This is a genomic window from Pseudomonas sp. NPDC077649, assembly GCF_044542855.1.
GTDB lineage: Bacteria > Pseudomonadota > Gammaproteobacteria > Pseudomonadales > Pseudomonadaceae > Aquipseudomonas.
In genome coordinates, this window is sequence record NZ_JBITVF010000003.1 from 465,530 (window position 1) to 486,779 (window position 21,250).

A 21,250-nucleotide genomic window follows, 5' to 3' on the forward strand; every position below is an offset into this window, starting at 1 on the left:
GCCTCAAGTCCTTGTGGTGGCGCTATCGGCAGCCGCCACGGCCTGGTAGGTCTGCATCTTGCGGGCGATCTGGGCGATCTTGCGCGCATAGTTGGGGTCGGTGGCGTAGCCGGCCTGCTGCAGTTCCTTGACGAAACGCTCCGGATTCTCGGTGGCGTTCAGCGCTTTTTCGTAGCGCCCGTTGCTCTGCAGGAAGCTGACGTAGTCGTCGAAGCTCTGCGCGTAGGAGTCGTAGGCGCGGAAGCTGGCCGCTTCCCTGACCGCCTTGCCGCCCTTGTACTCGGTGGTCAGCACCCGCGCCGACTCGCCGTCCCAGCTGTTGTGGCTCTTGATGCCGAACAGGTTGTGGCTGCTCTCGCCGTCGCGGGTGCGAATGATCGACTTGCCCCAGCCGGTCTCCAGCGCGGCCTGGGCCACCAGGTAGCGCGGGTCGACGCCGATCTTCTCGGCCGCCGCCTCGGCCATCGGCAGCATGGTGGCGACGAACTCCTGCGGCGAGGCGAACGCGGCCTTGCCCGGCGCCAGCGGCGGCTGGGCGATGCGCCGGCCGCTGATGGCATCGCTGTTGTTCAGGCTCAGGCCATCGGCCTTGGGCGCGGCGAAGCTTTGTGCGGGAATCCAGTCGCCACCGGCCAGGGCCTTGCCCTCGCCTTCCCCGGCAGACGGCACGATACCGGCCAGCAGGCGATCGGCCAGTTTGCCCGGCACCGCCAGACGGCGGCGGTTGAGCAGCGCCACCTCGTCGCGGAAGCCTTCGCTGCTGGCCACTTTTTCGCTCTCGGCTGCGCTCGCCTTGCTCAGCGGTTGCTCGATCTGGGCGAAGGGATTGGGCCGGCTGGAGGGCTGCTTGAGCTTGGACATCTGCCGCACCAGCACATCGGCCAGGCCGATGCCGCGCCCTTCCTTGGCCAGGGTCACCGACAGCTGCTGGTCGTGCATGTCCTGGTAGGTCTTGCTCTCGTTGCTGTTGAGGAAATTGCCCTCGCCGAACGCCTCGCCGGCCGAACGCATGGCCTTGAGCATCTCGTTCATGAACAGCGACTCGAATTCCTGGGCGACCTTGCGGATGTTCTGTTCGCTGTCGCCGCCCACCTTGAACTGGTTGAGGCGGTTCAGGTCGGTGAAGGCGCCGCTGTCGGTGGGGCTCTTACCGTTGCCGAGCAGGCCTGCAGAGAGTCTGGAATCCATGGCGCTGTCCTCAGATCACGATCAGGTCGGCCTGGAGAGCGCCGGCTTGCTTGAGCGCCTCGAGGATGGCCATCAGGTCGGAGGGCGCCGCGCCCACCTGGTTCACCGCACGCACGATCTCGTCGAGGCTGGTGCCGGGGCCGAACTTGAACATTGGCTTGGCCTCCTGCTCGGCGTCCACCCGCGAACGCGGCACCACGGCGGTCTGGCCGCCGGAGAAGGCCTCGGGCTGGCTGACGATGGGGTCCTCGGTGATGGTCACGGTCAGGCTGCCGTGGGTCACCGCCGCCGGCTGCACGCGCACGTTCTGGCCGATGACGATGGTGCCGGTGCGCGAGTTGATGATGACCTTGGCCACCGCCTGGCCGGCCTGCACTTCGAGGTTCTCCAGGATCGACAGGTAGTCGACGCGCTGGTTGGGGTCGAGCGGCGCGCTGACGCGGATCGAGCCGCCGTCGATGGCCTGAGCCACGCCCGGGCCGAGCAGGTCATTGATCTGGTCGACGATGTTCTTCGCCGTGGTGAAGTCCGGGCGGTTGAGATTGAGGGTCAGGCTGTTGCCCTGATCGAAACCGCTGGGCACCGGCCGCTCCACCGTGGCGCCGCCGGGAATGCGCCCGGCCGAAGGCACGTTGACGGTGATCCGTGAACCGTCGCCGCCCTCGGCGTCGAAGCCGCCGACCACCAGGTTGCCCTGGGCGATGGCGTAGACGTTGCCGTCGATGCCCTTGAGCGGGGTCATCAGCAGGCTGCCGCCGCGCAGGCTCTTGGCGTTGCCGATGGAGGAAATGGTGATGTCGATGGTCTGCCCCGGCTTGGCGAACGCCGGCAAATCGGCATGCACCGACACCGCGGCGACGTTCTTCAGCTGCACGTTGCCGCCCGGCGGCACCTTGATGCCGAACTGCGCCAGCATGTTGTTGAAGGTCTGCACGGTGAAGGGGGTCTGGGTGGTCTGGTCGCCGCTGCCGTTGAGACCCACCACCAGGCCGTAGCCGATCAGCTGGTTGCTGCGCACGCCCTGGATCGAGGCCAGGTCCTTGAGCCGTTCGGCCTGGGTCGGCAGGCTCAGCAGCAGGCACGCCAGCATGGTCGCCAGCAGCAGCCAGTCGTTGGCGCCACGGCGGCGATAGCCGCGATGGGCGGCGGCGAATTGCCGGCGGCAGGAGCTTGCCTGCAGCGGCCGCGCCTGGGTCGCGGGAAGCAGAGCGCGCAGCGGCGAGCTCGACTCGCGCGCCGGAGCGACGTTGAACGCCTGACGAGCGGAGCTCGCGGCTAGGGGGTTCAGCCAGGATTTCATGGATACAGCCTCGCTCAGAACGGCCACATCGGGCTGAGGAAGAAGCGGCTCAACCAGCCCGGCTGGCTGGCGTCGGCGAAGGCGCCGGTGCCGGAATAGGTGATACGCGCATCGGCCACCCGGGTCGAAGCCACGGTGTTGTCGGTGGCGATGTCGTCGGCGCGGACCAGCCCGGAGATGCGCACCAGCTCGTCGCCGGTATTGAGGGTCATCCACTTCTCGCCACGCACGGCGAGGATGCCATTGGGCAGTACCTCGGCGACGGTGACGGTGATCGAGCCGGACAGGCTATTGCTCTGCCCCGCCTGACTGGCCCCACTGGCGTCACGCGAACCGGAGAACTCGGTGTCCAGGGTCATGCGGCCACCGGTGAGCGGGTTGGTCGCCGACACGCCACCGCCGAACAGGGCGCCCATGCTCATGTTGGCGCTGCTGTCCTTCTCTATGTCGCTGTTGGCGTTCTTGCTGGCCTGGGTACGCTCGTTGAGGGTGATGGTGATGATGTCGCCAACGCGGAACGCCTTGCGGTCGTCGTACAGGCCGTTCTCGAAGCCGGCCTGGTAGATCGAGCCGTTGTTCTGCGCCGCCGGCAGCGGCGTGCGCGGCAACACCGGGGCGTAATAGGGATCGTCCGGCTTGGCTGTCGGCGCCACGCAGCCGCTGCCGAGCAGCAGGCCAGCCAACAGGGGGAAACAGAGTATTTGCCGGTTCATAACCACTACCTCGCGGCGTTCACAACTAAATCAAGAAAGGATCAGAGGTTCTGCGTCACGAAGGACAGCATCTGATCGGCGGTGGAAATCACCTTGGAGTTCATTTCGTAGGCGCGCTGGGTGGTGATCATGTTCACCAGCTCCTCCACCACGCTGACGTTGGAGTTCTCCAGGGTGTTCTGCAGGGTGGTGCCGAGGCCGTTGAGGCCCGGGTTGCCGACCTGCGGCGCGCCGCTGGAGCCGGTCTCCAGGAACAGGTTGTTGCCAATGGCTTCGAGGCCGGCCGGGTTGACGAAGTCGGCCAGCTGGATGTTGCCGATGATCTGCGGCTGGGCGTTGCCGGCGGTGGTCACCGACACGGTGCCGTCCTCGCCGACGGTGAAGGTGCGCACCTCGCCCGGCAGGACGATGGCCGGCTCCAGGGCGAAGCCGCTGGAGGTGACGATCTGGCCGTCGGAATCGAGGTGGAAGCTGCCGTCGCGGGTGTAGGAGACGGTGCCGTCGGGCTGCAGGACCTGGAAGAAGCCGCGGCCGTTGATCGCCAGGTCCAGCGGCTGCTCGGTGGTCTGCAGGCTGCCGGCGGTGAAGATCTTCTGCGTGCCGACCACGCGCACCCCGGTGCCCAGCTGCAGGCCGGAGGGCAGTTCGCTGTCCTGGCTGGACTGGCCGCCCGGCTGGCGACGGATCTGGTACAGCAAGTCCTCGAACTCGGCGCGATCGCGCTTGAAGCCGGTGGTGGAGACGTTGGCCAGGTTGTTGGAAATGGTGGTCAGGTTCATGTCCTGGGCGGACAAACCGGTCTTGCTGACCCACAGTGCCGGAAGCATATCGACTCTCCTCGGACGCCAGATTCATGGCGCCGCGTGCTGATAATTAGCTAATTTGCAAAACCCGCGCCATGGACGAGGCGTTGTCCTCGGCGGTGCGCATCATCTTCACTTGCAGCTCGAACTGGCGTGACAGCGAGAGGATCGCGGTCATCTCCTCGACGGCGTTGACGTTGCTCGACTCGAGAAAGCCGGAGGTCACCTGCACCAGGGCATCGGCCGGCGCCGCGGCCTGGCCCTTGACCCGGATCAGGCCGTCGCTGCCCTTCTCCAGCGACTTGGGATCGGGGTTGACCAGCTTGATGCGGTCGACCTCGGCCAGCACATTGGGGTCCTCGCCGAGGGCGCGAATGCTGATGGTGCCGTCCTGGCCGATCTCCACCTTCTGCTCCGGCGGCACGGCAATCGGCCCGGCATTGCCGATCACCGGCAAACCGTTGCCGGTGCGCAGCATGCCGAGGGCGTCGATGTTCAGGCTGGCGGTGCGCACGTAGGCCTCGCTGCCGTCGGGCGCCTGCACGGCGATCCAGCCCTTACCGCCGACCGCCACGTCCAGGTCGCGGCCGGTTTCCTGCAGCGAGCCGGGACGAAAGTCGGTGGCCGGGCGCTCGCTCATGGCGTAGACGCGCGCCGGGTAGCTGTCGCCGAACAGCGGCATGGAGCGCGCCTGCTCGAAGTCGCGACGGAAACCCGAAGTGGAGACGTTGGCCAGGTTGTTGGCGTGCGCGCGCTGCGCCAGGGTGTTGTTGTGCGCGCCGGTCATGGAGACGTACAGCAGCTTGTCCATGGTGATTCTCCGAGAGGGCCTGTTGCCCGTGGCTCTTTGCAAGCTATTCAGCAAGCGCCGTGCCAGATTCGAAAAGATCACTCAAGCAGCTGATTTAAAAGGCTTTATCAAAACAGAACGGCAATCCGGAGAACGCCGGCGGCGAGAGTTTGCCGGCGCCGGAACGGCAAAGCGGCAAGCCAGGCTTGCCGCTTTGCCGGAGCAGGTTTCATCAACGCAGGTTGATGATGGTCTGGGTGATGGCGCTTTCGGTCTCGATGGTCTTGGCGTTGGCCTGGTAGTTGCGCTGGGCGACGATCAGGTTGACCAGCTGATCGGACAGCTCGACGTTGGAGTCCTCCAGGGCGCCGGACTGCAGCGCGCCCAGAGTGCCGGCGCGCGGCGTACCGACCACCGGCTCGCCGGACTCGAAGGACTGCACCCAGGCGGTCTTGCCCACCGGCGTCAGGCCCTGCACGTTGGCGAAGTTGGCCAGTACCACCTGTCCCTGCACCTTGGACTGGCCGTTGGTGTAACGGGCGAAAATCACCCCGGTGTCGTCGATTTCCAGGCCGGCCAGCTGGCCGGTGGTATAGCCGTCCTGGCTGACGCTGTTGACCGCGAAGGAACTGGCGAACTGGGTCGCCTGGCGCAGATCGATATTGACCCCCGTCGCGTTGGCCGTCGCCCCGTTCGGCCCCCACACCGGCGGCACCGAGTTGTCCGGCGCGGCCGGCACCCAGCTGGTCAGGTCGATGGTGCCGTCGGCGGCCACGGTGAAGCCGGTCGGCGTCGAGGCGATCAGCGTGGCCACGTCGAGCTGGCCGGCGGTGGTGAACTGCAGATCGACGCTGGACGGCGTGGTCAGGGTCGGATCGTCCGGATTGCGCCCGTCGATCAGCACGTTCATGGTCCAGCTGTTGGCTCCGGTCTTGACGAAGTACTGGGTGAAGACGTGGGCGTTGCCCTGGGTATCGTAGATGTTGGTCGAGGTGGACGAGTTGTAGCTGGTCGGATCGGTCGGGTCGAACGGCACGGTGCTCGGCACGGTGTTGTTCGAGTTGAGGTTGAAGGTCTGATCCAGGTTGGCGGTGGCGCGCGGCTCCTGGTTGGCGGTCTGGATCTGGATATCGTTGACGATGCCGTTTTGCAGGTTGCCGTTGGCATCGACCGAGTAGCCCTGCAGGCGATAGCCGAAGTTGTTCACCATGAAACCGTCGCGGTCGGTGCCGAAGTAACCGGCGCGGGTGTAGCTGATCTCGCCGTTGTTGCTGGTGACGAAGAAGCCGTTGCCGTTGATCGCCAGGTCCAGGGCGTTCTGCGTGTAATTGATGTTGCCCTGGTTGAACTGCTGCGAGATGTCGCCGAGCAGCACCCCGCTGCCCTGCGGGTTGGAGCCGGACCCCAGCACCGAGGCGGCATAGACATCGGCGAATTCGGCGCGCGACTGCTTGAAGCCGGCGGTGCCTGCGTTGGCGATGTTATTGCCGGTGACATTGAGATCCTTGGTCGCGGCGCGCAGGCCGCTGAGACCAATATTGAACGACATGGAGGACTCCTTTGCCGGAACTGCCGGCGGCAATAGTTATTGGCCGATGACTTGCACTTGGGAAATCGGAACGCTGCCGAGGCCGGCGAGGTTGAGCATCAGCTCGCTGCCGCCCAGGGTGACGCTGTCGACGTTGGCCGGCAGCAGGGTGTACAGGCCCTTGGTCTCGTCGCCGTAGGTGGCCTGCGCCTCGAACTTGTAGGTGCCGGGCGGCATCAGCTTGCCGCTGGAATCCTTGCCGTCCCAGATGAAGCTGACGTTGCCGGCAGCCTGCTCGCCCAGGTTGATGCGCGCGACCACCGAGCCGGCGCTGTCGTAGACGTTGACGTAGACGTTGCTGCTGCTGACCGGCAGCACCGTGCTGGCCTTGAAGCTCTCGCTGGTGTCGACCACCGCCTTCTCGCTCGGCACTATGACCTTGCGCCCGACCAGCGACGAGGCCTGCAGCGCCTGCGACGATTGATAGCCGGAGAGCAGCGACTCCATGCTGGTATTGAGCTTCTCGATGCCCTCGACCTGGCTGAACTGCGCCAGCTGGGCGATGAACTCGCCGTTGCCTTGCGGCTCCAGCGGATTCTGGTTGTTCAACTGGGCCACCAGCAGGTTGAGGAACTCGTTCTTGCCGAGTTCCTTGTTCTGCGTGGTGTCCTGCTTGATCTGGTACTGATCCAGTACCGAACTGGTGCCGCTGACTGTGCTCATGCCTGACTCCCTTTCGCTGACTTACTGACCCAGGGTCAGCACGCGCTGCAGCATCTGTTTGGCGGTATTCATCATTTCCACGTTGGTCTGGAAGGCGCGACTGGCGGAAATCATGTCGGCCATCTCCTCGACCACGTTGACGTTGGGGTAGTACACGTAGCCGCCGGCGTCCGCCGCCGGATGATCCGGCTCGTAGCGTGGCATCAGGCTGCTCTGGTCCTCGACCACGCCGAGCACCTGCACGCCACGGCCGGCCTCGTCCTGCTCGGCGAACAGCGAACCCCGGTCGCCGCCCTGCGCCTGCTGGAACACGGTGGCGAACACCGGATGGCGGGCGCGGTAGGTCTGGTCGATGCTTGAGGACACCGTTTCGGCGTTGGCGATGTTGCTGGAGATGGTATTGAGGCGCGTGCTCTGCGCGCTCATGCCGGTTCCGGCGATATTGAAGACACTGGCAAGGGACATGGTCGCGCTCCTTATTCGCCGCGCAGGGCGCTGGTCAGCCCTTTGAACTTGCTGTTGAGGAAGGTGAAGCTGGCCTGAAAATGCACCGAGTTCTCGGCGTAGTTCGACTGCTCCATCTGCAGGTCGACGGTGTTCTGGTCCAGCGAGGCATGCAGCGGCGTGCGATAGGCCAGCTCGGCCTGGCCGGTGGCGATGCCCTCGGCGCCGATATGGCGGCCGTCGGTGCGCGCCAGGGCGACGTTGCCGCGCTGCTGCTTGGCGCTCTGCGCGGCCAGCACGCTGGCGAAGTCGAGGTCGCGCGCCTTGTAGTTGGGGGTATCGGCGTTGGCGATGTTGTTGGCCAACACCTCGGCACGCTGGGCGCGGAAGCCGAGTGCCTGTTCGTGGATACCGAGGGCCTTGCCGAAATTGATGCTCATGCTCTGCAACCTTTGCCGCTGGGGCAGTCTGGTCTTTCCTGCCAGACATTCAGCAAAGCTTGTGCCAACTAATAAATCACTTATAAATCAGTTACTTAAACAAATAACGAGACGACGCAAGCGGCAAAGCGGCAAGCCCTTACCGCCCGTAGGCAAGCGAGCGGCAAAGGCCGTTCGACTGTTTGCCGCCCGGCGGTGATGCCGGGGAGCGGCCTCGATCACCAATGGACAGATCGAATGGCGCCCGCGAAAACTGAGTAGCCCGGATGCGATTGCCGGCCAGGGAAGCCCCACCGGGTTGCCTTCGGGCCACGGAAGGTTCAGGAGAGTGGAAGTCGCCGCTGACGCGCCTCCCACGGGGTGCCGCCTCGGCGCAACGGGGTCCGGACAGCGGGCAGGCGAGATCCCCAGGCCAGGAAACGCAAACGGGAGGCCTAGGCCTCCCGTTCTGCTCCACTGAGGGCGATCGCGCCACTACTTGGCCTTATAGATGATGCCCGGACTGCACTGCACCATCTGGTACTTCTCGGGCAGGCCGTTGAGCGCCTCGGACGCGCCGAGGAACAGGTAGCCGCCCGGCTTGAGGGTGGCATGGATGCGCGTGAGGATGTCCTTCTTCACCTCGGCGGAGAAGTAGATCAGCACGTTGCGACAGAACACGATGTCGAACTTGCCCAGCGCCGCGTAGCTGTCCAGCAGGTTGAGCGGGCGAAACTCGACGCGGTTCTTGATCGGCGCCTTGACCTGCCAGCGGCCCGGCCCCTTGGGGTCGAAATAACGCTGCAGGCGCTCCTGGGCCAGGCCGCGGCCCATGGCCAGGCTGTCGTACTCGCCGGACTTGCAGTTGGCCAGCATCGACGGCGACAGGTCAGTGGCGACGATCTGCACCCCGCCCTTGAGCTGGCCGATATTGGTCCGCTCGAACTCGTCGATCGACATCGACAGCGAATAGGGCTCCTGCCCGGACGAACAGGCCGCCGACCAGATGCGCAGGCGCTGCGCCGGATAGGCCTTGATCAACTCCGGCAGCACCCGATTCTTCAGCACCTCGAAGGGGTAGGTGTCGCGAAACCACAGGGTTTCGTTGGTGGTCATGGCATCAACCACCTGCTCGCGCAGGCCGCTGCGCGGCTGGTTCTGCATGCGCTGCACCAGCTCGCCCAGGGTCTTGATGCCGTTCTGTTCCATCAGCTTGTTCAGACGGCTGGAGACCAGGTACTGCTTGTTGCTGCCCAGCAGAATACCGCAGGCCTTTTCCAGGAAAGTCCGGAACTGCTCGAAATCCAAATTACCTGAAGACACTAGTGCCGCCTCACCGACCATAACATTCGCCGAAGGTCACCCCTCAGCCCCCATCCGCCACGCGAATCCGCTCGACCACCCTAGAGGCCAGGTCGTCCGGCTTGAACTTGGCGAGGAAATCGTCCGCGCCGACCTTCTTCACCATCGCCTGGTTGAATACCCCGGACAGCGAAGTATGCAGGAGGATATGCAGCTTCTGCATGCGCGGATCGCTGCGAATCTCGGTGGTCAGGGTATAGCCGTCCATCTCCGGCATCTCGATGTCGGAAATCAGCATCAGCAACTCCTCGTCGGGGCGCTGGCCCTCGTCAGCCATCTGCTTGAGGTAATTGAGCGCCTCGCGGCCGTCGTTCAGCGCGGTGACCTCCACGCCCACGGTCTGCAGGCAGCGCGACACCTGTTTGCGCGCCACCGAGGAGTCGTCGACGATCAGCACGTGCTTGGTTACCGCACTGCTCTGCACCTGCTCGTCGATCACCCCGGCGGAGATTACCTCGGAGGTGGGCGCCACCTCGGCGAGAATCTTCTCCACGTCGATGATCTCCACCAGCTGCTGGTCGAGGCGGGTCACCGCGGTCAGGTAGTGGTCGCGCCCGGCGCCCTTGGGTGGCGGATGGATCTCCTCCCAGTTCATGTTGACGATGCGTTCCACCGAGCGCACCAGGAAGCCCTGCACCTTGGTGTTGTACTCGGTGATGATCACGAAGCTGGTCTTGAGGTCTTCAAGGGCCGCCCGCCCGGTGGCGATGGACAGGTCGAGAATCGGGATGGTGCCGCCGCGGATATTGGCCACCCCGCGCACCACCGGGCTGGACTTGGGCATGATGGTGAGGTTGGGGCACTGCAGCACCTCCTTAACCTTGAACACGTTGATGCCATACAACTGCGGGCCCTCCAGGCGGAACAGCAGCAACTCCAAGCGGTTCTGCCCTACCAGTTGGGTGCGCTGGTTAACCGAATCCATCAACCCGGCCATGCCCGGACTCCTTCTCGTCTAGTAACGCCAACCCCTTGCAGCCTAGCAGGCGGCACGGGGCTTGCTTTGCATTGGTCATGAAGCCAAGAACGTCATCATTCCGTCAGCTGCTGGCAAAGTGCCTGGACGCCCTGCCCGTTTTACTCGCTTTGCCAGTGATCGGCTACAGCGGCAGCGCTGCGGCGGCCTTCACCAGTACCGACCAGCTTATCGGCGCCACCGAGGCCTTTCTTGAGCAGGCCGTGGTCGACCATTTACAGCGTAGCGAAATCCAGGGCCGCCATGAGATCCAGGTCAGTAGACTCGACCCGCGGCTGCGCCTGCCTCTGTGCGACCAGCCTTTGACTACGCAGCTCGAAAGCCCGGCACAACCCATTGGGCGCGTCACCACGCGGGTACGCTGCGAAGGCAGCGCGCCCTGGACTGTGTTCGTGCCGGCCGAGGTGCGCCTGTTTCGCCAGGTGGCGGTGCTGACCCGCCCGCTCAAACGCATGAGCGTGGTCGGCGCCGCCGACCTGAGCATGGTCGAGCGCGACGTCGGCCAGCTCCGTCAGGGCTACCTGACCGATCCGGCCCAGGCGATCGGCAAGAAATTGACGCGCCAGCTGGGCAGCAACCAGGTCCTGGCGCCGAACCACCTGCAGGTGGCCGAGGCGATCCGTCGCGGCGACCAGGTGGTGATCAGCGCCAGCAGCGGCACGATCAACGTACGCATGCCCGGCGAAGCGCTCAGCGACGGCGCTCCCGGCCAGCAGATCAACGTGCGCAACCTGCGTTCGCAACGGGTGGTGCGCGCCCGCGTGATCGGGCCCGGACAAGTGCAAGTGGCCATGTAGGCATGTTTCTTGTAGCGCAACAGCCAGGCGATTTCCTACACTGTTTAACGACGCAGCGAAAATAGCCCTAAAGTTTTACCGGCAGCGGCCGAAAGCTTGGCAAGCGTCCACCATATCGTCCGAGGTTCTGCATCATGGTCATCGACTTCAACCGGCTGAACAATGCCAATACGCCCGCCAACGCGGGGCGTACCGGCGCGACTCAGGCTGGCAATCGCAACGAGCCGGCAACGCCGACTCAGGCGCCGGTCGCCGGCGGCGATGAGCAGAACACCGCCAAGACCGGCGAGCCGGTACAGCTGAGCCGCGAGGCGCAGCAGCTGCAGAAGATCGGCGAGAAGCTGCGCGATCAGCCGATCGTCAACAAGGAGCGCGTGGCCCAGCTGAAACAGGCGATTGCCGACGGCAGCTACCAGGTCGACAGTCAGCGCGTCGCCGAAAAACTGCTCAACTTCGAATCCCAGCGCTAGTCCCAGGGCTGCGCTGGGGGTGTTGGACGCCCGACCCCCAAGAGCCCGCCATGCACGACACTGCCCTGCTTGACCTGTTCACCACCGATATCGGCACCGCCGAGCAACTGCTTGAGCTGATCGATGCCGAATTCCAGGCCCTGACCGAGCGCGACCTGCCGCGCCTGGACAGCCTGCTCAGCGACAAACAACCCCTGCTCGCCCTGCTCCAGCAGCACGGCGGCGAGCGCAGTCGCCTGCTGCTGGCCGCCGGCCTGAGCGCCGACCGCGACGGCCTCGGCGCACTGGCGGCAGGCTCCGCGCTGGGCGAACAGTTGCTGGCACGCAGCGAAGCGCTGTCCGCCCTGCTGCAACGGTGCCAGGAGGCCAACCTGCGCAACGGCCGACTGATCCGCGCCAACCAGGCCTCGGTCGGCAGCATCCTCGGCATCCTCCGCGGCGGTGAGACGCCGGGGCTCTATGACAGCCGTGGCAGTGCGGCTAGAATCGCCCAGCAAAGGCCACTCAGCCAGGCCTGAGCCACCACAAGAAAAAGCACAGGGACACGCAGGCACTCTGCCAGTATTCTAGTGCCGTTGTAGTCGATGACTCGGAGAGTTCCGAACTGTGTCCAGCGCGTTCAACGAGGAAAATGGTCCTCAGCCACCCAAGGTGCTCAAGGCACCCGTGGAAATCATTGCCACCCTGCGCCAACTGCAACAGAACCACGACCCGCTGGTGATCCAGTTCAAGGATCGCAGCCAGCGATTCCAGAGCTACCTGGTGGAAATCGACCGCGAGCGCAACCGCGTGGCGCTGGACGAAATCATTCCCAACGATGGCGAGCGCTTCCTCAAGCAGGGCGAAGCCTTCAGCGTCGAGGCCTACCGTGAGGGCGTGCGCGTGGCCTGGAGCTGCGAGCACGACGTGCAACTGGGCGAGTTCGAGGGGGCGCCCTGCTACTGGGCGCCGCTGCCGCAGGAGGTGATCTATCACCAGCGCCGCAGCGCCTACCGCGCGCCGCTCAAGCAGAGCGACCTGATCAAGGTGGTGCTGGCCGGCGACAAGCTGCGCGAACCGCTCCCCGGCCAGTTGCTGGACATCTCCGCCACCGGCTGCAAACTGCGCTTTGCCGGCGACCTCAGCCAGCAATTGCACAACGGCCAGGTGCACGAGCGCCTCACCGCCCAACTGCCGTTCGGCGCCATGACCTGTGCGGTGGAGCTGCGCCACGTGCAGTACGAGGAGAAGGTCGACATGACCTTCGTCGGCACCCGCTTCTACCGCATGAGCGGTCTGGAGCAGCGCCAGGTCGAGCGCTTCGTCTACCAGCTGCAGCGCGAAGCGCGGCGCAGCGAGAGCGACGGCCTGTTCTAAGGTCAGTGCACCAGGTTGCGCCAGCGCTGATCCAGCTCCGCCAGGCGCGCCAGATCCTGCGGCCGGTCCACATCCCATAGCGTCGGCAACAACAGATGCGGCCAGGCCAGGCGCTGCAGGCACTCGCGGGTGCGCGCCAGCACCTGCTCGCCGCCCCAGGGCATGTTCTCGAACAGGCTGTGATCGAGGCTGCGCAGGCCCAGCAGCACGTAGCCGCCGTCCTCCGCCGGGCCGAGCACCGCACGGTGCTCGTCCAGTGCCGCACAGGCCTGCTGCAGGTAGGCGCCGTCGAGCGCCGGACAATCGTTGCCGATCAGCACCACGCCGTCGTGCTCGGCCAGGCCGAGCGCCGCGATACGCCGCATGCGCTCGCCGAGGTCGCCGGCCGGCTGCTCCACCAGCACCCAGTCCTGGCGCTCGGCCAACTGCTGCAAGGGGCGGTCGGCATCGCCATCCAGCCACAGGAAACGCTGCTCGAAGGCCAGCGGCGGCAGGGCCAGGGTCTGTTCCAGCAGCGCCCGCTGCAGGCGGCTGGCGCCCTCCTCGCCCAATGTCGGAATCAGGCGCGTCTTCACCCGTCCGGGGACGGGTGCGCGCGCCAGCAGGTGGAGTGACAGCGTGGTCATCGTCGTGCTCCTCCTCGGTAACGGCCAGCCAGCAGCTCCGGGCTGACCCCGCGGTAGTAGGCCAGGCGCAGACGCCACATCAACCAGACCGTGCGCCAGGTTCCATGTTGCTCCCAACGCCGGCTCGACGTCGAGAGCGGCGGGCGCAGACAACGTGGCCGGGCCACGCGCCTGAGCCGCCGGCACAGCTCGAGGTCTTCCATCAGCGGGATGTCGGCATAGCCGCCGAGCGACTCGAACAGCTCGCGGCGCACGAAGATGCCCTGATCGCCGCTGGCGATGCCGGTCAGGCGCGAACGCAGGTTGATCATCTGGCCGATCAACCATAGCGATGGGCCAGCGCCCGACAGGCGTAGATCGAAACGCCCCCAGCCCGGCTCATCGACCAGCGCCTGCTGCAGCGCGGCCAGGCAAGCCGGGCTCAGCCGGGTGTCGGCATGCAGGAACCACAGGTAGTCGCCGCCGGCCTGCGCCGCGCCGGCGTTCATCTGCCGCGCCCGACCGGGCGGGCTGTGCAGCAGGCGGTCGACCCGCGCGGCCGCCAATTGTGGCGTGCCGTCGCGGCTGCCGCCGTCGACCAGGATCAATTCGGCGCCGGCACTGCGCAGCGTGCGCAGATCTTCGAGCAACGCCGGCAGCGCCGCGGCCTCGTCCAGCGCCGGGATGACGACGCTGAGGCGGCTCATGGCGTCGCCCGTGGCGCCTCCGCCGGCTCCTCTGGCGCCGCGACGGGGTCCTGCATCTGCTCCTGCACGGTCTGCTCGTCGACCCGCGGATCGAGCGCTGCCATCAGTGGCGAGCCGGCCACATTGGCCGGGCTGCCCAGGTGATGCAACGGCGCGTCCTCGACCTGATGCAGGTGGGTGACCGACTCGGGACGGATGCGCCAGACCAGGATCAGCGTGCAGCAGCAGACGAACACGTAGAGCATGTGGGCGCCATAGAGGCGCATCAGCACCCCCGCCAACAGCGGGCCGATACAGGCGCCGACACCGAAGGTCACCAGCAGCATGGCGGTCAGCGACACCCGCCGCTCCGGCTCGACGTGGTCGTTGGCCAGCGCCACCCCCAGCGGGTAAAGACTGAACAGCATCAGGCTGACCACGAAGCCGATACCGATCAGCGGCAGCAGCGTCACCTGCTGCAGCAGCGCCAGCGGCAACGCGGCGAGCAGCAGCAATGCGGCGCAACCGCGGATCAGCAGTACCCGGTCGCGTCGGTCCGACAGCCAGCCCAGCGGCCACTGCACCAGCAGGCCGGCGAGGATGCAGCTGCCCATGAACAGGCCGACCTGCTCGGTGCTCAGGCCCATGCGCGTGGCATAGAGCGGCGCCAGGCCATAGAAGGCCCCGATCAGCAGCCCGGCCACGGCCACGGTGGTCAGCGACAGCGGCACCCGGCTGAGGAAGAAGCGCAGCTCCAGCGGCGCCGGGTGCAGCGGCGCCGGGTGCAGGCGCCGGGTCAGCGCCACCGGCACCAGACACAGGGCGAAGCACAGGGCCACCAGCATCAGCAGTTCCGGGCCCAGGGTCGGGTGCACCACCAGCACCAGCTGGCCGAGGATCAGCCCCAGGTAGCAGGCCGCCATGTAGCCGCTGAACACCAGGCCGCGCTGGCTGGCCTCGGCCTGCTCGTTGAGCCAGCTCTCGATCACCATGTACTGGCACATCATGCCCAGGCCCACCAGCATGCGCAGCAGCAGCCAGAACGGCAGCCACTCCACCAGGCCATGGCCGAGCACCGCGGCGGTGACCACCCCGGCGCAGGCGACGTAGGCGCGGATATGCCCGACCCGGGCGATCAGCCGATGGCCCTGCTTGCCGCCGAGCACCAGGCCGAAATAGTTGGCCGCCATCAGCGCGCCGACCCACAGGCCGTCCACCGTGTCGGCCAGGCGCAGGGCCAGGTAGGTGCTGAGCAGGCCGGAGCCGAGCAGCATCAGCAAGGTGGCGAAGTACAGCGAACGGAAGGACTTCCAGATCGGGCGCATGAACGGCTACGGCTCCTTGTGCGGGGCGCGCCCGGCAGGGCGCGCGGTACTGCGCGAATACATAGGGAGCGGCGGCCGGTCAGGCCTGCGCGGCCAGCACGCGGCGCTCCCAGGGGGTGATTTCATCGTAGAAGCTGGTCAGCTCCAGGGTCTTGCTGGCGATGTAACCTTCGATGAATTCCGCACCGAACAGTTCGACCGCCAACTCGCTGCGTTTCAGACGCTCGATGGCGGCGTGCATGGTACAGGGTAGCGCCAATTCGTCGGGCACCTCGAACTCGCCCTGGATCGGCGCACTCGGCTGCAGCTCGCGCTCCAGACCGTGCAACCCGGCGGCCAGGCTGGCGGCCAGGGCCAGATAGGGGTTGGCATCGGCGCCCGGCAGGCGGTTCTCCACCCGCCGCGCCACCGGCGCACTGGCCGGGATGCGCAGGCCGGCGGCGCGGTTGTCCGCCGACCAGCAGGCATTGTTCGGCGAGGCATAGGGATGGCACAGGCGCTGATAGGAATTCACATGGGGGGCGAACAGCAGGGTGAAATCGGCCAGCGCTGCCTGCTGACCGCCGATGAAGTGATAAAAGGCCGCCGTCGCCTCGCCGTCGTCGGCGCTGAGGATATTGCGCCCGCTGCCCCGCTCCACCACGCTCTGGTGGATATGCATGGAACTGCCCGGGGTATGCGCCAGCGGCTTGGCCATGCACACCACGCTGAGACCGTGCTTGAGCCCGACCTCCTTGAGCAGGTGCTTGAACAGCAGGGTCTGGTCGGCCAGTTGCAACGCATCGCCGTGCAGCAGGTTGATCTCGAACTGGCTGACGCCCATCTCGTGCATGGAGGTGTCGCGCGGCAGGCCGAGCGCCGCCATGCAGCGGTAGACCTCGGCGAAGAAGGGGCGCAGGCCGTTGCCGGAGCTGACGCTGAACGCCGCACCGCCATCCTCGCGGCGGCCGTCCAGACCGACCGGCGGCTGGAACGGCTGCAGCGGATCGGCATTCGCCGCGAACACGAAAAACTCCAGCTCGGTGGCCACCACCGGCTGCCAGCCATGCTCGGCGTAACGCGCCAGCACGCGCTTGAGCAGGCCGCGGGTGGACAGGCCACTGCTGCGCCCGTCCAGCTCGTCGGCGTCGCAGATGGCCAGCGCGCGCTGCGGCTCGCTCCAGGGCAGGCGGTGGATCTGCGTCGGCACGGCGTTGAGCGCCAGGTCGCCGTCGTCGCCGCCGTAGAAACGCGCCGGCGGGTAGCCGCCCATGATGCACTGCAGCAGCACGCCGCGGGCCAGTTGCAGCCGCCGCCCTTCGAGGAAGCCGGCGGCGGTCATCACCTTGCCGCGCGGCACGCCGTTGAGGTCCGGGGTCACGCACTCGATTTCGTCGATGCCGCGCAGGAGGGTTTCCAGTGCAGGGCGGCTGGCAGTGCTCATCTGTGGTTGTCCTTGTGTGCTCGAATACCGTCGGCCGACGGCGAGATGGACAAAATACGCAGCGGATGTTCGATATTTCAAGCACTCGCCGCTTGCCGAGATGCGACACCGGCTTGCACCCTGTCGCCCTGATCGCCCCGGCGCGGTCGACGCCCGCCGCGACTGTGCTAGAGTCGCGCGCTATTTTTTCCGCCGAGCCTCTCGCGCCCGGCCGGAAGCCCTGTCGCCCGGGGCCCAACGCCACTTGTGCGCGCGGCCCAGCAACCAGAGACTCCCGCGATGTCCGAAGCCATTCACCCTGCCCTGCAGCTGCTCAACCGCACCAGCCTGGTGATGCAGATTTTCATCGGCCTGCTGGCCGGTATCGTCCTCGCCCTGATCGCCCCGCAGGCGGCGCTGTCCGTCGGCTTCGTCGGCAACGTGTTCGTCTCGGCGCTGAAAGCGGTGGCGCCGGTACTGGTGTTCATTCTGGTGATGTCGTCCATCGCCAACCACCAGCACGGCCAGCAGACCCATATCCGCCCGATCCTGCTGATGTACCTGATCGGCACCTTCAGCGCCGCGCTGGTGGCGGTGGTGGCCAGCTTCGCCTTCCCCTCGGCGCTGGTGCTGAGCAGCCAGGCCGCCGAACTGACGCCCCCCGGCGGCATCGGCGAGGTGCTCAAGACCCTGCTGCTGAATATCGTCGACAATCCGGTGAATGCGGTGCTCAAAGGCAACTTCATCGGCATCCTGGCCTGGGCCATCGGTCTGGGCTTCGCCTTCCGCCATGCCAGCACCGGCAGCAAGCAGCTGCTGGGCGATCTCTCCGATGGTGTCACCGCCATCGTCAAGCTGGTGATCCGCCTGGCGCCGCTGGGCATCTTCGGCCTGGTCGCCGCGACCCTGGCCGAATCCGGCTTCGATGCCCTGCTCGGCTACCTGCACCTGCTGGTGGTGCTGGTCGGCTGCATGCTGCTGGTGGCGCTGCTGGTCAACCCGGCGCTGGTGTACTGGAAGATCCGCCGCAACCCCTACCCGCTGGTGTTCACCTGCCTGCGCGAGAGCGGCCTGACCGCCTTCTTCACCCGCAGCTCGGCGGCCAACATTCCGGTCAACCTGCAGCTGAGCCAGCGCCTGGGCCTGCACGAGGAAACCTACTCGGTGTCGATCCCGCTGGGCGCCACCATCAACATGGCCGGCGCGGCGATTACCATCACCATCCTGACCATGGCCGCGGTGCATACCCTGGGCATCGCCGTCGACCTGCCGACCGCCCTGCTGCTCAGCGTGCTGGCCTCGATCAGCGCCTGCGGCGCCTCGGGCGTGGCCGGCGGCTCGCTGCTGCTGATCCCGCTGGCCTGCAGCCTGTTCGGCATCCCCAACGAGGTGGCGATGCAGGTGGTAGCCATCGGCTTCATCATCGGCATCGTCCAGGACTCGGCGGAAACCGCGCTGAACTCCTCCACCGACGTGCTGTTCACCGCCGCCGCATGCATGGCGCAGGAGCGCAGCGACGGCTGATCGCCGACGCGTATCACGGCAAGAGGCCACCCAGCGTGGGCCTCTTGCTTACCAATGAAACACATTCCTAATTGCTAATTTGTATCATTAGCAATGTCCTGCTAGATTCCCTGCCATCGCCCCGAACCATTCGCGAAGCTGCAGGGTTTCACCTTCATGTCCGATGCCTCTGGCGACCTCGCCGCGCTGCTTACCACCCTGCGCGCCACTGTCCCTGCCCTGCACGGCCGTATCGGCACGCCAAGCCCCGATCAGCTGCAGTGCGCCAGCCCAGGCAACCCGCAACGGATCGCCGCGTTGCACGCGCACTGGCAACGCGCCCACCCCGGCGCCGGCCACCACTACTGGACCACCCGCAGTTGGGCCCTGCTGATCTGGCAACCGATCTACCTCAGCCTGCTGGCCGTGCACCTGCAGCACCGCGCACCCTGCCTGGGACAATTGGGGCAATCGGTCTGCGACGGCTTCGTCGGTGGCTTCAGCCTGCCGTCGCATAGCCCGCAGCGCGGCGAGCAGCAAGAGTTGATCGCCCTCGCCGCCGGGCAGATTGGCGATTTCGTCGAACGGCAACTGGACGAGTTCGACCGCGTCGCCAGCATCCCTCCCAAGCTCGCCAGACTGTTCGCCGTCGATTGCACGCGAGCCGCGCTGCTACTGGTGCAGCGCCGGCTGGGCCTGCCCAACTCGGCGTTGCGCGAACTGGAGGCCTGCTGGCTGCGAGCGCTAGCCATGCCGCGCAGCAGCGCACTGCTCGAGGTTCGCCTGGACGACGGCCGCGAGTGCCTGGCGCTGGGCCGCAACGCCTGCTGCCAGCATTTTCGCCGCGAGGACGGCGAATTCTGCAGCACCTGCCCGAAGCTCAAGCCGGCGGAACGCCAGCGCCGTCTGCGCGAGGAACTGGCAAAGGTGGACTGAAGCAGCCGCCGGCCAGGCGCCGGCGGCGCTGCACAGCCTTGCTCAGTACGTCCAGCTCAGACTCAGGGTCGCATTGCGCGACGGCGCGTAATAGGACTGCGCCCAGTACAGGCTGGTCAGGTTCTTGCGGTCGAACAGGTTGTTGACGTTGAGCGAGACATTGAAGTGCGGGTCGAGGTCGTAGCGGGCCAGCGCATTGACCACGGCGTAGGAGCCCCGACCGCTGACGATGGTCGCGCTGCTAGTGGACGTGCCCTGCTCGCGGAAGATCTCACTCTGCCAGTTGACGCTGCCGCCCAGCTTCAGGCCCTGCACCTGCGGCACCCGATAGGTGGTGGCGAGATACAGGCTGTTCTGCGGAATGAAGGTGCGCGTGCGGCTGCCATTGCCATCGCGAATCGAGAACAGACGAGTCAGGCCACCACTGGCCAGGCCTGTGGCGCCAGACACAGGGCCATGGCCAGTATGCCGGGGCTGCAGCTGGCGCGCAGGTGCGCCGGGTGTCGTGAGTGATACATCGCGTTTATGGGGGCAGACACTTTTTCTTGGTTGAGTGGGATAAGGCGTTGGCACAGCGCAAGGGGACTTCAGTTCATCGCGGCAACCTCCATGTCGGGCCGATACCCGCGCCTCAGCGGCGCTCGGCTGCCAGGGCCTGGCCCATCACCTGGCGATACCAGCCGTGGAAATGCTGCATGCCCTCCTCCAGCGGTATCTGGTACGGGCCGCTGTCATCGATGCCGCGCTGGTAGAGCGCACGCCGGCCGGCATCGGTTCGCTCAGCGATCTCGTCGTCCTCAATGGCGGTTTCCATGTAGGCGGCGCGGTGCGCCTCGACCAGCTCGCGGTTGCCCTCGCATAGCGCCTGCGGGTAGTAGAACTCGACGACGTTGAGGCACTCGTGCACGCCCTTGGGATACACGGTGGAAAGCACCAGGGCGTGGGGGAACACCTCGATCATGTGAGTCGGGTAGTAGCTGGCCCAGATGGCGCCGAAATCCGGCGCGGCATCGCCATGCACGGCCATCAGGCCTTCATGCCAGGCGCGGTAGGTATCGGTGCCGGCACGCGCCAGGTTGGGGTTCACGTTGATGCGCTGCAGGCTGTACCAGTCGCCGTAGTCCCACTGCAGCCCCTCGCTGCGCACGTAGCGGCGCAGGCCGGGATGGAAGGAGGCGATGTGGTAGTCGTCGTTGTAGATCTCGATGAAGGTTTTCCAGTTGCACTTGCACGGGTGCATCTCGACGTGGTCGAGCTGGTAGTCGGAGAAATCCATGTCCGGGCGGCGGAACAGCGCGCCGATGTCGGCGACTGGATCGCGCGGTCCCTCGAAGAGAAAGCCGGCGACGTTGTGCAGGGGGTAACGCGGCAGGTTGCGGCAGGGCTTCTGCGCAAACTTCGGCGCACCGACGATCAGCCCGCTGCTGTCGTAGGTCCAGGCGTGCAGCGGGCACAGGATGCGGTTGCCGGTGGCGCGCAGATTGCCGCGGCGCACCGCACTGGCATCGCTGCCCGGGCTGAAATCGCCGAGCATCAGCGCCTGACGGTGACGGCAGACGTTGGACAGCAGCTCCACGCCATGCTCGTTGCGCACCAGGATGCGGCTGTGCTCCTCATGCGGCAGCGCGTACCAGTCGCCCAGCTCGGGCACCATCTTCTCGTGGCCGATGTAGTTGGCGCAGTGGCGGAAGATCAGCTCCTGCTCGCATTCGTAGATCGCCGGGTCGCAGTAACTGCGAATCGGCAACTGCGGCTCGGTGGGGCGAAAATCGTAGGGCGTGGCGGCAAACTGAGCGGTGCGACTGGGGTTGTACATGCTTGGCTCCTTGCAGCGAGTGCGAGGCGGACGGGCACCGGCCAGCGGAAATCGGCCTGCACCGATCCCGCCCGCGTCGGCGCAGCAACGCCTCAGGCTCTGGGCTAT

General features: G+C 66.2%; 23 protein-coding genes. 6 read left to right on the plus strand and 17 right to left on the minus strand.

Translation table 11 applies throughout. From position 1 onward, the window contains the following. Positions 1–3: 3 nt before the first annotated feature. The 11 genes from flgJ to ACIGFL_RS12580 form a co-directional block, all read right to left on the minus strand. Positions 4–1,188, minus strand: coding sequence for a flagellar assembly peptidoglycan hydrolase FlgJ (gene flgJ, locus ACIGFL_RS12530; protein ID WP_397497394.1), 1,185 nt, complete (start codon positions 1,186–1,188; stop codon positions 4–6). A 10-nt stretch (positions 1,189–1,198) separates the two neighbouring features. After that, a complete protein-coding gene (locus tag ACIGFL_RS12535; RefSeq protein ID WP_031303109.1) occupies positions 1,199–2,278 on the minus strand; it encodes a flagellar basal body P-ring protein FlgI in 1,080 nt (359 codons plus the stop codon). A gap of 224 nt (positions 2,279–2,502) precedes the next feature. Further along, positions 2,503–3,201: a flagellar basal body L-ring protein FlgH gene (gene flgH, locus ACIGFL_RS12540; protein ID WP_021443993.1), complete on the minus strand. Its 699-nt coding sequence runs from the start codon at positions 3,199–3,201 to the stop codon at positions 2,503–2,505. 41 nt (positions 3,202–3,242) lie between these two features. Beyond that, entirely contained in the window at positions 3,243–4,028 is a 786-nt protein-coding gene (flgG, locus tag ACIGFL_RS12545; RefSeq protein ID WP_021443992.1) for a flagellar basal-body rod protein FlgG, read from the minus strand. Between the two features lie 46 nt (positions 4,029–4,074). Continuing rightward, on the minus strand, positions 4,075–4,815 hold the full coding sequence (locus ACIGFL_RS12550; RefSeq protein ID WP_021443991.1) for a flagellar basal body rod protein FlgF: 741 nt from the start codon (positions 4,813–4,815) through the stop codon (positions 4,075–4,077). A gap of 211 nt (positions 4,816–5,026) precedes the next feature. Then, positions 5,027–6,343, minus strand: a complete 1,317-nt coding sequence (flgE, locus tag ACIGFL_RS12555; RefSeq protein WP_397497395.1) for a flagellar hook protein FlgE — start codon at positions 6,341–6,343, stop codon at positions 5,027–5,029. A 36-nt stretch (positions 6,344–6,379) separates the two neighbouring features. After that, positions 6,380–7,045: a flagellar hook assembly protein FlgD gene (gene flgD / locus ACIGFL_RS12560; protein ID WP_397497396.1), complete on the minus strand. Its 666-nt coding sequence runs from the start codon at positions 7,043–7,045 to the stop codon at positions 6,380–6,382. Between the two features lie 21 nt (positions 7,046–7,066). Then, on the minus strand, positions 7,067–7,510 hold the full coding sequence (flgC, locus tag ACIGFL_RS12565) for a flagellar basal body rod protein FlgC (protein ID WP_021443988.1): 444 nt from the start codon (positions 7,508–7,510) through the stop codon (positions 7,067–7,069). Positions 7,511–7,521: 11 nt separating this feature from the next. Beyond that, positions 7,522–7,929: a flagellar basal body rod protein FlgB gene (gene flgB / locus ACIGFL_RS12570; protein WP_122108429.1), complete on the minus strand. Its 408-nt coding sequence runs from the start codon at positions 7,927–7,929 to the stop codon at positions 7,522–7,524. Between the two features lie 474 nt (positions 7,930–8,403). After that, the gene (gene cheR / locus ACIGFL_RS12575; RefSeq protein ID WP_122108430.1) at positions 8,404–9,231 is read right to left on the minus strand and encodes a protein-glutamate O-methyltransferase CheR; all 828 of its coding nucleotides are present in this window, start codon (positions 9,229–9,231) and stop codon (positions 8,404–8,406) included. A gap of 43 nt (positions 9,232–9,274) precedes the next feature. Next, positions 9,275–10,207 carry a chemotaxis protein CheV gene (locus ACIGFL_RS12580; RefSeq protein ID WP_122108431.1) on the minus strand — a complete coding sequence of 311 codons (933 nt, stop codon included), beginning with the start codon at positions 10,205–10,207 and terminating at the stop codon, positions 9,275–9,277. 77 nt (positions 10,208–10,284) lie between these two features. On the opposite strand from ACIGFL_RS12580, the gene flgA reads away from it, so the two are divergent. From flgA to ACIGFL_RS12600, 4 genes are all read left to right on the plus strand, one after another. After that, a complete protein-coding gene (gene flgA, locus ACIGFL_RS12585; protein ID WP_397497397.1) occupies positions 10,285–11,043 on the plus strand; it encodes a flagellar basal body P-ring formation chaperone FlgA in 759 nt (252 codons plus the stop codon). A gap of 134 nt (positions 11,044–11,177) precedes the next feature. Next, positions 11,178–11,513 carry a flagellar biosynthesis anti-sigma factor FlgM gene (gene flgM, locus ACIGFL_RS12590; RefSeq protein WP_021443983.1) on the plus strand — a complete coding sequence of 112 codons (336 nt, stop codon included), beginning with the start codon at positions 11,178–11,180 and terminating at the stop codon, positions 11,511–11,513. 50 nt (positions 11,514–11,563) lie between these two features. Beyond that, positions 11,564–12,031 carry a flagella synthesis protein FlgN gene (locus ACIGFL_RS12595; protein ID WP_397497398.1) on the plus strand — a complete coding sequence of 156 codons (468 nt, stop codon included), beginning with the start codon at positions 11,564–11,566 and terminating at the stop codon, positions 12,029–12,031. A gap of 88 nt (positions 12,032–12,119) precedes the next feature. After that, positions 12,120–12,869 (plus strand): flagellar brake protein, encoded by a 750-nt coding sequence (locus tag ACIGFL_RS12600; RefSeq protein WP_021445025.1) that lies wholly within the window; start codon positions 12,120–12,122, stop codon positions 12,867–12,869. Between the two features lie 2 nt (positions 12,870–12,871). On the opposite strand, the gene ACIGFL_RS12605 is transcribed toward ACIGFL_RS12600, so the two are convergent. The 4 genes from ACIGFL_RS12605 to ACIGFL_RS12620 all read right to left on the minus strand — a co-directional run bounded on the left by ACIGFL_RS12605 (position 12,872) and on the right by ACIGFL_RS12620 (position 16,806). Continuing rightward, positions 12,872–13,495, minus strand: coding sequence for a TIGR04282 family arsenosugar biosynthesis glycosyltransferase (locus tag ACIGFL_RS12605; protein ID WP_397497399.1), 624 nt, complete (start codon positions 13,493–13,495; stop codon positions 12,872–12,874). Further along, positions 13,492–14,181, minus strand: a complete 690-nt coding sequence (locus ACIGFL_RS12610) for a TIGR04283 family arsenosugar biosynthesis glycosyltransferase (protein WP_122108436.1) — start codon at positions 14,179–14,181, stop codon at positions 13,492–13,494. Before ACIGFL_RS12610 ends, ACIGFL_RS12605 begins: the two co-directional genes overlap by 4 nt. Beyond that, positions 14,178–15,485, minus strand: a complete 1,308-nt coding sequence (locus ACIGFL_RS12615; protein WP_397497400.1) for an MFS transporter — start codon at positions 15,483–15,485, stop codon at positions 14,178–14,180. Before ACIGFL_RS12615 ends, ACIGFL_RS12610 begins: the two co-directional genes overlap by 4 nt. 79 nt (positions 15,486–15,564) lie before the next feature. After that, a complete protein-coding gene (locus tag ACIGFL_RS12620; protein ID WP_397497517.1) occupies positions 15,565–16,806 on the minus strand; it encodes a glutamine synthetase family protein in 1,242 nt (413 codons plus the stop codon). 381 nt (positions 16,807–17,187) lie between these two features. Here ACIGFL_RS12620 and sstT point away from each other — a divergent pair, with 381 nt between their 5' ends. Together sstT and ACIGFL_RS12630 are read left to right on the plus strand one after the other, a co-directional pair. Beyond that, entirely contained in the window at positions 17,188–18,411 is a 1,224-nt protein-coding gene (gene sstT, locus ACIGFL_RS12625) for a serine/threonine transporter SstT (RefSeq protein WP_397497401.1), read from the plus strand. Between the two features lie 156 nt (positions 18,412–18,567). After that, on the plus strand, positions 18,568–19,326 hold the full coding sequence (locus ACIGFL_RS12630; protein ID WP_397497402.1) for a siderophore ferric iron reductase: 759 nt from the start codon (positions 18,568–18,570) through the stop codon (positions 19,324–19,326). Between the two features lie 42 nt (positions 19,327–19,368). On the opposite strand, the gene ACIGFL_RS12635 is transcribed toward ACIGFL_RS12630, so the two are convergent. Next, entirely contained in the window at positions 19,369–19,776 is a 408-nt protein-coding gene (locus ACIGFL_RS12635; RefSeq protein ID WP_397497403.1) for a TonB-dependent receptor domain-containing protein, read from the minus strand. A 181-nt stretch (positions 19,777–19,957) separates the two neighbouring features. Beyond that, positions 19,958–21,142: an aromatic ring-hydroxylating dioxygenase subunit alpha gene (locus ACIGFL_RS12640; RefSeq protein WP_021443062.1), complete on the minus strand. Its 1,185-nt coding sequence runs from the start codon at positions 21,140–21,142 to the stop codon at positions 19,958–19,960. Positions 21,143–21,250 lie beyond the last annotated feature (108 nt).